The sequence below is a fragment of the Paracoccus onubensis genome (assembly GCF_003591515.1).
Lineage (GTDB): Bacteria > Pseudomonadota > Alphaproteobacteria > Rhodobacterales > Rhodobacteraceae > Paracoccus > Paracoccus onubensis.
This window is the reverse complement of record NZ_QZCG01000006.1, coordinates 21,237-32,433: the sequence shown is the minus strand read 5'-3', so window position 1 is coordinate 32,433 and position 11,197 is coordinate 21,237. Positions and strand designations below refer to the sequence as shown.

Here is an 11,197-nt window from a genome sequence, read left to right as displayed (position 1 = left end):
ATGACGAACTTACTTTCGATCATTACCTTTCTGCCAATTGTTGCGGCCATCATTCTGGCGCTGTTCCTGCGCGGCGATGACGAAGCGGCGCAAAAGAATGCCAAATGGCTGGCACTGATCGCGACATCGGCGACATTCGTGATCTCGCTGTTCCTGCTGACGGGCTTCAATCCGGCCGATACCGGGTTCCAGTTCGTCGAGGATCATGCATGGATCATGGGTCTGCGCTACAAGATGGGCGTCGATGGCATCTCGATCCTGTTCGTGATGCTGACCACCTTCCTGATGCCGCTGACGATTCTGTCAACATGGGACGTCAATGCGCGTGTGAAGGAATACATGATCGCCTTTCTGGCCCTTGAGGGGCTGATGATCGGCGTTTTCACGGCGCTTGACCTGTTCCTGTTCTACCTGTTCTTCGAGGCCGGGCTGATCCCGATGTTCCTGATCATCGGCATCTGGGGCGGCCAGAACCGTATCTATGCGGCGTTCAAGTTCTTTCTCTATACCTTCCTTGGCTCGGTGCTGATGCTGGTTGCGATGATCGCCATGTACCGGACCGCGGGTACGACGGATATCGCCGTTTTGCTGGACTATAATTTCCCGTCCGAGACGCTGCGGGTACTGGGATTCACCATCGTTGGCGGCATGCAGACGCTGCTGTTCCTGGCCTTCTTCGCCAGTTTTGCGGTGAAGATGCCGATGTGGCCGGTGCATACCTGGTTGCCGGACGCCCATGTTCAGGCACCCACCGCGGGCTCGGTCGTGCTGGCGGCGGTGCTGTTGAAGATGGGCGGCTATGGTTTCCTGCGGTTCTCGCTGCCGATGTTCCCGGTGGCAAGCGAGATGTTGCAGCCGCTGGTCTTCTGGATGTCGGCGATCGCCATTGTCTACACTTCGCTGGTGGCCATGGCGCAGTCGGACATGAAGAAGTTGATCGCCTATTCATCGGTGGCGCATATGGGTTATGTGACCATGGGGATTTTTGCCGCCAATCAGCAGGGGCTGGACGGGGCGATTTTCCAGATGCTGTCGCATGGGTTCATCTCGGGCGCGCTGTTCCTGTGTGTCGGCGTCATCTATGACCGGATGCACACGCGCGAGATTGATGCCTATGGCGGGCTTGTGAACCGGATGCCTGCCTATGCGCTGGTGTTCATGTTCTTCACGCTTGCCAATGTCGGCCTGCCCGGAACCTCGGGTTTCGTAGGTGAATTCCTGACATTGATGGGAACGTTCAAGGCGAATACCTGGGTGGCCTTTGTCGCCGCGACAGGCGTGATCCTTTCGGCAGCCTATGCGCTGTGGCTTTATCGCCGGGTGACGCTTGGCGCGTTGATCAAGGAAAGTCTCAAGATGATCAGCGATCTGACGCCGCGCGAGAAATGGATTTTCGCGCCGCTGGTTGCGATGACTCTGCTTCTGGGCGTCTATCCGCGCCTTGTCACCGATATCACCGGCCCCGCAGTCGAGGCGCTGCTGGCCGGCTATACCGACGCTCTGCCGCACGAGGCGGCCGACGGGCTTGCCCCGCTTGGCTCTGCCGCCGCCTCTGAGTCCAGCCATTGAGGAAAGCAAGATGACCGCGCTCGATTTCTCGACCATTCTGCCCGAGCTGCTGCTGGCCATCTATGCGCTGGTGGCGCTGTTGGCCGGGGCTTATTTCGGCAAGGATGCCATTGCAAAGCCGATCATGTGGGCGACTGTCGCGGCGCTGCTGCTGGCGGGGCTATATATCGGCCTTGGCAACCAGCCCGCTCAGCGGACCGCTTTTTATGGCATGTTCATCGACGATTCCTTTGCGCGCTTCGCGAAGGTGACGATCCTTGTCTCTGCCGCCGCAGTTCTTGCAATGAGCGCGGATTACATGATGCGGCGCGGATTGATGAGATTCGAATATCCCATCCTGATCACCCTGGCCGCAATCGGCATGATGATGATGGTTTCCGCCGGGGATCTGCTGTCGCTTTATCTGGGCCTGGAGCTGCAATCGCTGTCGCTTTACGTCGTGGCGGCGATGCGTCGGGAAAGCGCCAAATCATCGGAGGCAGGGCTCAAGTATTTCGTGCTTGGCGCGCTTAGTTCGGGGCTGTTGCTGTTCGGCGCCTCGTTGGTCTATGGCTTTGCGGGAACCACGAATTTCGAAGCGATTGCGGGAACCGTGACCGGCGACAGCCTGTCGATCGGGATTCTGTTCGGTCTGGTCTTCCTGCTGGTCGGTCTTGCCTTCAAGGTCTCGGCGGTACCGTTCCATATGTGGACGCCAGATGTCTATGAAGGTGCGCCCACGCCGGTTGCGGCCTTCTTCGCCACCGCGCCCAAGGTCGCGGCCATGGCGCTTCTGGCACGGCTGTTGTTCGGCGCATTCGGGAACGTGACCGATGACTGGGGACAGATCGTCGCGGCGCTTGCGGTCATGTCGATGTTCCTTGGCTCGATTGCCGGGATCGGGCAGCGCAATATCAAGCGCCTGATGGCCTATTCCTCGATCGCGCATATGGGGTTCGCGCTGGTCGGACTTGCTTCTGGCACCGCCGACGGGGTGCAGGCGATGCTGCTTTATATGGCGATCTATGCGGTGATGAATGTCGGCACCTTTGCCTTTATCCTCTCGATGGAGCGTGACGGCGAACCGGTGACCGATCTGGACAGCCTGAACCGCTTTGCCCTGTCCGAGCCGACAAAGGGAATGGCTGTGCTGTTCCTGATGTTCAGCCTTGCCGGCGTTCCGCCTTTTCTGGGCTTTTTCGCCAAGCTTGGCGTGCTTTCGGCGGCGGTCGACTCGGGCATGGCCTGGCTTGCGGTGATGGGCGTCGTCGCTTCGGTCATTGGCGCGTTCTATTACCTGCGGATCGTCTATTATATGTATTTCGGCGCCGAAGGTGACGCCATCGCAAGCCGTATGGGATTGATGCAATATCTGGCTTTGATCGTGCCCGCGGCTGTCCTTTTGCTTGGCGCGGCCTCGATGATGGGCGCCGATCAGGCCGCCGCCACGGCAGCGCATTCGCTTGTCGCACCCGAGTCCGCGGCAGCAGGCGCAGATGCCGTGGAAGGCCAGAGCCCCGCCGGGACGGATAGTGAATAATCCGGCGATTGCGGATTGGCCCGACGGTGTCGCCCGGCATGTTCTGGAGCGCGTGGACAGCACGAATGCCGAGGCTTTTCGCCTAGCTCCGCATCTGAGCGGACCCGCCTGGATCATGGCGCGACGACAAGAGGCCGGGCGCGGGCGCCGCGGACGGCCCTGGAACGATCCTCCGGGGAATTTCGCGGCTACACTGGTGCTCCGCCCAACGGGTGGTCCGGGCGAGGCGGCGCGGCTGTCCTTTGTCGCGGCGCTTGCCCTGCATGATGCGTTGGTTACTCTGTGTGGCCCGCAACTTCGGCTTGCGTTGAAATGGCCGAACGATGTGCTGCTGAATGGCGGCAAGCTGTCGGGTATTCTTCTGGAAAGCAGCGGAACCGGTGGCAGCATGGCATCGCTGGCCATCGGCATCGGCGTCAACCTTGCGGCTGCACCGGAATCCGAACAGATCGAGGCCGGGGCCATGCGGCCCGTCAGCCTGCTGGGTGAAACCGGGCTGACGATCACGCCCGAGGAATTGCTGGACGCGCTTGCGCCTGCGTTCAATGATTGGGCGCGGCGCATGGAGAATGAGGGCTTTGCGCCGATCCGTCAGGCATGGCTGGCGCGGGCGGCAAGACTGGGCGAAACTATTCTTGCGCGGGCCGGGAATACCCGGATCGAGGGTCGCTTTGACGGCATAGACGAAACCGGCGCACTGATCCTGACAACGGCGGGTGGCCGGCAGGCAATACCTGCTGCCGAGATATATTTCAGCGGGGGCTGAGGACATGCTTCTGTGTATCGACACGGGCAATACCAACACGGTTTTTTCGATCTGGGACGGCGACAGGTTCCTGACGCATTGGCGTATCGCGACCGATCACCGTCGCACAGCGGATGAATATTATGTCTGGCTGTCCACATTGATCGCGGTGCGGAAGTTCGAGCTGGACATCGATGCCTGCATCATCAGTGCCACCGCTCCGCGCGTCTTGTTCAATCTGCGTGTGCTGTGCAATCGCTATTTCAGCATTCGCCCGCTGGTCGTCGGCAAGCCCGAATGTCTTCTGCCGGTCGAGCCGCGCGTGGATCCGGGGCAACGCGTTGGCCCGGATCGGCTGGCGAATACTGTGGGCGCCTTTGACCGGCATGGCGGCTATACGGTGGTGGTCGATTTCGGAACTGCGACGAATTTCGATCTGGTCGATTGCGACGGCGCTTATGCGGGCGGCGTGATAGCGCCCGGCGTGAACCTGTCGCTTGAGGCATTGCATATGGCTGCGGCCGCGTTGCCGCATGTGGATGTGACGACTCCCGAACGGGTCATCGGAACGAATACGGTTGCCTGTATTCAATCGGGCATTTACTGGGGTTATATCGGCCTGATCGAAGGCATCATAAAGCGCATCCGCATTGAACGGAACCACGATTTCAAAGTCGTGGCGACCGGGGGGCTTGCGCCGCTTTTCGATCAGGGATTTGACCTCTTCGACACAATCGAAGACGATCTGACGATGCACGGATTACGACTTATACACGATTACAACAAGGAGATGGGCAATGGCTGAACGCCTGTTTTATCTGCCGCTGGGCGGCGCGGGCGAAATCGGCATGAACGCCTATGTCTATGGGTATGGCGCGCCGGGCAAGGAACGTCTGATCCTTGTCGATCTGGGCGTGACATTCGGGGATATGGAGTCCAGCCCCGGGATCGACCTGATCATGCCCGATGTGACCTGGCTTGAGGAAAACCGCGACCGGCTGGAGGCGATCTTCATCACCCATGGCCACGAAGATCATCTTGGCGCGATCGCGCATCTGTGGCCCCGGCTTGGCGTGCCGGTCTATGCGCGTAAATTCACCGCCACGTTGTGCCGGTTGAAACTGGAAGAGGTGGGTTTGCCCACCGATACGGTGAAGATCGTCGAACCGCGGCCGCATGTCATCGAGCAAGGACCGTTCTCGGTCCAGTTCCTGCCGGTCAGCCACTCGATTCCGGAAAGCGCCGGGCTGATCATCGATACGCCCGCGGGGCGGATCCTGCATACCGGCGATCTGAAGCTGGATGAGACGCCGGTTGTCGGCGATCCCTTCGAGCCCGCAAAATGGCAGGAGATTGCCAATGAGGGGCAGGGGATCAAGGTCATGGCCTGCGATTCCACCAATGTATTCGCCACCCATCCGGGCCGCTCGGAAACCATACTGGCCGAACCGATCCGCGACTGGGTGACCGCGCAGAAAAACATGGTTGTGGCCACCACCTTCGCCAGCAATATCGCCCGGCTCAGAACGCTTGCCGATGCCGCGATCGCTTCGGGCCGCAAGGTATGCCTTCTGGGGCGCGCCATGCGCCGGATGGTTTCGGTAGGCCTTGAGACCGGCATCCTGACCGATTTTCCCGAAACCATCGGCCCGGATGAGGCGGCGGATCTGCCACGCGACAAGGTCATGCTGATCGTCACCGGCTCTCAGGGGGAACGCCGTGCGGCAAGCGCGCAATTGTCGCGCGGACGCTACCTTGGCCTGTCGCTGAAAGAGGGCGACAGCTTCCTGTTCAGTTCGAAAACCATTCCCGGGAATGAGCGTTCGGTCGGGCGCATCATGAATGCACTTAGCGAACTGGGCGTGAATGTGTTCGATGACAAGGACGGGCTGTATCACGTCTCGGGTCATGCGAACCGCCCGGATATCGAGCGGATCCATGATCTGATGAAACCGCAGATCGTCGTGCCGATGCATGGCGAGCATCTGCATCTGCGTGAACATGTCGAGATCGCGCGTAGCAAGGGCTCAATTGCGGAGATCGTGACCAATGGCACGATGCTTGAGCTTACCGGTGATGTCCCCCGGGTGATCGACCATGTCGAGACGGGCCGGCTGTATCTTGACGGCAATACGCTGATCGGCGCGATGGACGGGATCGTGCGCGACCGTATCCGCATGGCATTGAACGGCCATGCCCTGATCAGTGTGATCGTGGATGAAGATGACAATGTGCTGCCCGACGCATGGGTCGAACTGATGGGCCTTCCCGCTCGTACCCGCGGCGGTGACGATCTGCCCCGGCATGTGGAAACCGAACTGGCCGAGTTTCTGGAGACCGCCAACCGCAAGACTGTCGCGGATGACAAGAAACTTGACGAGGCGATCCGCAAAATCACCCGTCAGGTCTGCATGGAAGAAATCGGCAAGAAACCCGAGGTGACCGTTATCATCAGCCGCTTGACGGCAGAGTAGCGATAAGGTTTCTGGCGTCCTGCGATGGCCGGGGGCATATGCCGCCCCCGGATTTCTCGCAGGTTATTTGGACAAAGAAGAAGCGATGAGCGAGACTGGAAAATCGGCATTCGATCCGAATCCGCCACGCCGGAATTTCTATGGCCGGAGGCATGGCAAAACCCTGCGGCATAGTCAGAAGGGCTATCTTCAGGAGGATCTGGGCGAATTACGTCCTCGAGGCATCACATTCGATGAAAACCCCGAGCGCAGGCCGATTTCTCTTAGCGCCATTTTCGGAGATGACCGGGATGTCTGGTTAGAGATCGGCTTTGGTGGCGGAGAGCATATGGTGCATATGGCCGCCAGCTATCCGAAGATCGGGATTATCGGCTGCGAGCCATATATCAATGGCGTAGCCATGCTGCTGGGCAAGATCCGGCAGGCCGGGGTCAGTAATCTTTCGGTTCATCCGGGCGATGCGCGTGACCTGATGGATGTGCTGCCCGATGCAAGTATTTCGCGCAGTTTCCTGCTATATCCCGATCCCTGGCCCAAGGCGCGCCATCATCGCCGCCGTTTCGTGACGCCCGAGCATCTTCTGCCTCTGGCGCGCGTCATGCGACCGGGGGGCGAGTTTCGGGTTGCGACCGATATCCCTGATTATGTGCGCCAGACATTGGAAGAGGTGCCTCTGGCCGGGTTCGATCTTGTCAGTGAAACCGACAGGCCCTGGGATGACTGGATCAGCACCAGATACGAGCAAAAAGCCCTGCGCGAGGGGCGTATGCCGCATTATGTGACATTCCGAAGGCAGAGTTAGACCGGCTTCTTCTTTGCTTAAATACCTAAAGAAAAATCATCAGGTCGCTCACTCCCACTCGATGGTGCCCGGTGGCTTCGAGGTGATGTCATAGGTGCAGCGATTTATCCCTTTGACCTCATTGATGATCCGTGTCGCGGTCTCGCCAAGGAACTCATGGCTGAACGGGTAGTAATCGGCAGTCATTCCATCCACCGAGGTCACAGCCCGCAAGGCGCAGGCATAATCATATGTCCGCCCGTCGCCCATCACGCCGACCGTGCGGACCGGAAGGATGGCGACGAAAGCCTGCCAGATTTCGTCATAGAGCCCATGTTTGCGGATCTGGTCGATGAAGACGGCATCCGCCTTGCGTAGGATCTCCAGCTTGTCACGGGTGATTTCGCCGGGACAGCGGATGGCCAGACCGGGGCCCGGGAAGGGATGGCGGCCAATGAAGGAAGCCGGCAGGCCAAGTTCCCGGCCCAAAGCGCGAACCTCATCCTTGAACAGCGCGCGCAAAGGCTCGACCAGCTTCAGCCCCATCTTTTCGGGCAAACCACCGACATTATGGTGCGATTTGATCGTGACGGAAGGCCCGCCGCTGAACGAGACACTTTCGATCACGTCGGGATAGAGCGTGCCCTGCGCGAGAAACTCGGCCCCTTCGATATCATTCGCATATTTCTGAAAGACATCGATGAACAGCTTGCCGATGGTCTTGCGCTTGACCTCGGGATCGCTGATGCCCTCAAGCGCGCCAAGGAATAGTTCGCTTTCATCGGCATGAACCAGCGGGATATTGTAGTTGTCGCGGAACATCGAGACGACTTCCTGCGCCTCGTTCAGCCGCAAGAGGCCATGATCGACGAAGACGCAGGTCAGCTGATCGCCGATTGCCTCATGGATCAGAACGGCCGCAACCGAGGAATCCACACCGCCCGATAGCCCGCAGATCACCTTGCGGTCGCCGACCTGCTCGCGGATCAAGGCGATTGCCTCGTCGCGATAGCTGGCCATGGTCCAGTCGCCCGTGAATCCGGCCAGACGCACGAAGTTTTCCAGCATCTTCCGGCCATTGGCGGTGTGATGCACCTCGGGGTGGAACTGGACGGCGTAGAAATGGCGGGCTTCATCCGCGATCATCGCCATGGGCGCATTCGGCGATGTGCCGATGATCTCGAAACCCGGGGCCAGTTGGGTTACCCGATCACCATGGCTCATCCAGACTTCTTCCCGGCCCGTTTCGAACAGACCGTTGAAGATGCCGTCGCCTTTATGACCGGCGGCGGGCGAGATGAAGGCGCGGCCATATTCGGCGTGATGACCGGCTTCGACGCGACCGCCAAGCTGTTCCATCATCACCTGCTGGCCGTAGCAGATACCGAAAACCGGCACGCCCAGCCCGAATACTTCCTGAGGGGCACGGGGGCTCTCGGCCTCAGTCACGCTGGCCGGACCGCCTGACAGAATCACCGCTTTCGGGGCGATCTGTTGCAGGGTCTCGGCGGTGACCGCATTGAAGGGACGTATTTCGGAATAGATGTTCAACTCACGCAGGCGGCGGGCAATAAGCTGCGTCACCTGGGAACCGAAATCGATGATGAGAAGACACTGATGCTGGGTCATGGATGCGCTTTAAGCGGCGGAGGCGAATGGTGCAAGTGGTCAGCAGGGGAAATGGGGTTCTGCCCTGTCGCCTTGCGGCGACTCCCCGGGATATTTCAGTGAAGAAGAAGCGCCTATCGTTCGGGCACCAGCCCGCGCGGGGCGAAACGCAGGACCAGTAACAGCACCAGACCCATAGCGATGAAACGCATATGCGCGGCACCTTCAAGCAGGCCCGATTTGAAACTGCTTGCAGGGAGTGGCGCAGTCAGGAACGCGATCAGTTCCGGTCCCCAGACCTCGGCCTTGATCCAGAGGAACCAGATCAGCACGCCTCCCAAAGCCGCGCCCCAGTTATTCCCCGATCCACCGACGATCACCATGACCCAGATCAGGAATGTATAACGCAGCGGATTATATCCGACAGGCGCCATCAAACCGTCAAGCGTGATCATCATCGCGCCAGCGATACCGATTACCGCCGAGCCAAGGATGAAGACCTGCAGATGCCGGGCGGTCACATCCTTGCCCATGGCCTCGGCCGCGGTCTCATTGTCACGGATCGCGCGCATCATGCGGCCCCATGGCGATTTCAGAGCAAGTTCGGCAAGCAGGATGAGCAGCAGCAATACGACCAGAAACAGCAGCATATAGCACAGTTTCACCCATATTCCCGAGGCGGTCGAGGCCGCCATGCCCCAGCTATTCGCGAATTCCATGAATTCGGGATTCCGTTGCAGCTGAATTTCGAACGGGACGGGGCGGGGGATTGCCGTGATATTCTTGACGCCGCGGGCCAGCCAGTCTTCGTTCTTCAGGACGGCGATAATGATTTCACCGATACCAAGTGTCGCGATTGCAAGATAATCCGAGCGCAGCCCGAGTGCGACCTTGCCCACGGCCCATGCCGCGGCGGCCGCGAATATGCCGCCGGCCAGCCAGGACAGCAGAACTGGCAGCCCCAATCCGCCGATATTGCCGTGACGCGCGGGATTGTTGGATTCAATCGCCGTCACCGCCGGATCGAAAAGCCCGCGATAGAGGACGAAGCCCGCGATCAGCAGGACAGTCAGTGCCAGCCCCCGCAGCTTGCCTCTTGGCATATGCCGCCATAACAGTGATGCCAGTGCCAATGTGCCGACGGCGGTGGCAAGGGCGATGAGCATACGCGGCCCGCCCGCCTGCCATGCGCCTTCGACCGGTGCGGTGGAGATCAGAACCGGGGCAAGACCGCCAAGCGCGAAGAAACCCACCACGCCGACATTGAACAAGCCCGCATAGCCCCATTGCATATTGACGCCCAATGCGGTGATCGCCGAAATCAGACCCATATTCAAAATGGCCAGAGAGGTGTTCCAGCTTCCCGAGAACATGCCGTTCCTGACCGTGCCCTCAAGAATGAAAAGCACGGCAAGAATGGCGAACAGGACCGGGATGCGCCAGCGACTGGCTGCGGCTGCCTGACGGTTCGTGGACATGCGCGGAACCTCTCTTACACCGATTTGCCGCGGAACAGCCCGGTTGGGCGGAACAGCAGCACCACGATCAGAATGACGAAACTGACGGCGAATTTATATTCGGTTCCCAGCAATTGCAGCAGCCCGTCCGGCTGCCAGTCGGGGAACAGGTAGCCTGCGATCTTTCGCCAGGGATAGGTGATCGCAATCTCGGAAAAGGCGACAAGGAAGCCTCCGGCGATCGCGCCCACGGGATTGCCAAGCCCGCCCACGATGGCAGCGGCAAAGATCGGCAGCAGGATCTGGAAATAATTGAAAGGCTTGAAGGCCTTGTCGAGACCGTAAAGGGTGCCTGCAATCGTCGCCAGCCCCGCCGCGATGATCCAGGTCATGCGGACGACTTTTTCGGGATCGATACCGGACAGCAGTGCCAGATCCTCGTTATCGGAAAAAGCGCGCATGGCCTTGCCGGATCTGGTACGATTGAGAAACCAGAACAATATCCAGACCACAATGATCGCCATGAGGATGGACAATCCCTGCGTGGTCTTGAAGGCCAGCCCTTCGGACAATCCCGTCATGTCGCGGAAATCGCGGACATTGATGATGAATCTGGCGCCATCCGCGAAGCGGTGCTCATCCACGCCGATCAGCAGGCGGGTGAAGCCGTTCATCAGGAACATCACCCCGACCGAGGCCATGACGAAGATGATCGGCACCGCTTTCTGCACGCGGTAGAAACGATAGACCGCTCTGTCGGTGGCCAGGACGACGAGCGCCGTAACCGCGATGCCGACCGGCAACGCAAGCAATGCGGTGGGCAGCGGTCCAAGCGAAACCCCCAATGCTTGCAGACCCCAGGTCGCCAGAATGGTGGCGGCGGTGCCAAAGGCCATGGTGTCCCCATGGGCGAAATTCGAGAAGCGCAGGATGCCGTAGATCAGCGTCACGCCAAGCGCCCCAAGCGCAAGCTGCGCTCCGTAAGCGGTGGCGGGGATGACGACGAAATTCAAGACTGCGACGACAGCGTTCAGAATATCCATC

At 59.7% G+C, this 11,197-nt stretch carries 9 protein-coding genes; 6 read left to right on the top strand and 3 right to left on the bottom strand.

Going from position 1 to position 11,197, the window contains the following annotated elements; all coding sequences use genetic code 11:
• From D3P04_RS09635 to trmB, 6 genes are all read left to right on the top strand, one after another.
• Entirely contained in the window at nt 1-1,569 is a 1,569-nt protein-coding gene (locus D3P04_RS09635) for an NADH-quinone oxidoreductase subunit M (protein WP_119748296.1), read from the top strand.
• Between the two features lie 10 nt (nt 1,570-1,579).
• Complete coding sequence (nuoN, locus tag D3P04_RS09630; protein WP_119748294.1) at nt 1,580-3,088, top strand: NADH-quinone oxidoreductase subunit NuoN; 1,509 nt, start codon at nt 1,580-1,582, stop codon at nt 3,086-3,088.
• Nucleotides 3,081-3,854 (top strand): biotin--[acetyl-CoA-carboxylase] ligase, encoded by a 774-nt coding sequence (locus tag D3P04_RS09625; protein ID WP_408634367.1) that lies wholly within the window; start codon nt 3,081-3,083, stop codon nt 3,852-3,854. Before nuoN ends, D3P04_RS09625 begins: the two co-directional genes overlap by 8 nt.
• 4 nt (nt 3,855-3,858) lie before the next feature.
• On the top strand, nt 3,859-4,638 hold the full coding sequence (locus D3P04_RS09620) for a type III pantothenate kinase (protein ID WP_119748290.1): 780 nt from the start codon (nt 3,859-3,861) through the stop codon (nt 4,636-4,638).
• Nucleotides 4,631-6,307 carry a ribonuclease J gene (locus tag D3P04_RS09615; protein WP_119748288.1) on the top strand — a complete coding sequence of 559 codons (1,677 nt, stop codon included), beginning with the start codon at nt 4,631-4,633 and terminating at the stop codon, nt 6,305-6,307. The genes D3P04_RS09620 and D3P04_RS09615 overlap by 8 nt, the downstream gene beginning before the upstream one ends.
• Before the next feature lie 85 nt (nt 6,308-6,392).
• Complete coding sequence (gene trmB, locus D3P04_RS09610; protein ID WP_119748286.1) at nt 6,393-7,109, top strand: tRNA (guanine(46)-N(7))-methyltransferase TrmB; 717 nt, start codon at nt 6,393-6,395, stop codon at nt 7,107-7,109.
• Between the two features lie 48 nt (nt 7,110-7,157).
• Here the strand turns inward: trmB and guaA are convergent, their stop codons facing one another.
• The 3 genes from guaA to D3P04_RS09595 form a co-directional block, all read right to left on the bottom strand.
• Entirely contained in the window at nt 7,158-8,717 is a 1,560-nt protein-coding gene (guaA, locus tag D3P04_RS09605) for a glutamine-hydrolyzing GMP synthase (protein ID WP_119748285.1), read from the bottom strand.
• A gap of 113 nt (nt 8,718-8,830) precedes the next feature.
• Entirely contained in the window at nt 8,831-10,174 is a 1,344-nt protein-coding gene (locus D3P04_RS09600) for a branched-chain amino acid ABC transporter permease (RefSeq protein ID WP_119748283.1), read from the bottom strand.
• 14 nt (nt 10,175-10,188) lie between these two features.
• Nucleotides 10,189-11,196, bottom strand: a complete 1,008-nt coding sequence (locus D3P04_RS09595; protein ID WP_119748281.1) for a branched-chain amino acid ABC transporter permease — start codon at nt 11,194-11,196, stop codon at nt 10,189-10,191.
• Nucleotide 11,197 lies beyond the last annotated feature (1 nt).

What these genes read in the sequence shown, in the direction of transcription:
- D3P04_RS09635 (WP_119748296.1), top strand. Translation starts at nt 1, where the DNA reads ATGACGAACTTACTTTCGATCATTACCTTTCTGCCAATTGTTGCGGCC.
- nuoN (WP_119748294.1), top strand. Translation starts at nt 1,580, where the DNA reads ATGACCGCGCTCGATTTCTCGACCATTCTGCCCGAGCTGCTGCTGGCC.
- D3P04_RS09620 (WP_119748290.1), top strand. Translation starts at nt 3,859, where the DNA reads ATGCTTCTGTGTATCGACACGGGCAATACCAACACGGTTTTTTCGATC.
- D3P04_RS09615 (WP_119748288.1), top strand. Translation starts at nt 4,631, where the DNA reads ATGGCTGAACGCCTGTTTTATCTGCCGCTGGGCGGCGCGGGCGAAATC.
- trmB (WP_119748286.1), top strand. Translation starts at nt 6,393, where the DNA reads ATGAGCGAGACTGGAAAATCGGCATTCGATCCGAATCCGCCACGCCGG.
- guaA (WP_119748285.1), bottom strand. Translation starts at nt 8,717, where the DNA reads ATGACCCAGCATCAGTGTCTTCTCATCATCGATTTCGGTTCCCAGGTG.
- D3P04_RS09600 (WP_119748283.1), bottom strand. Translation starts at nt 10,174, where the DNA reads ATGTCCACGAACCGTCAGGCAGCCGCAGCCAGTCGCTGGCGCATCCCG.
- D3P04_RS09595 (WP_119748281.1), bottom strand. Translation starts at nt 11,196, where the DNA reads ATGGATATTCTGAACGCTGTCGTCGCAGTCTTGAATTTCGTCGTCATC.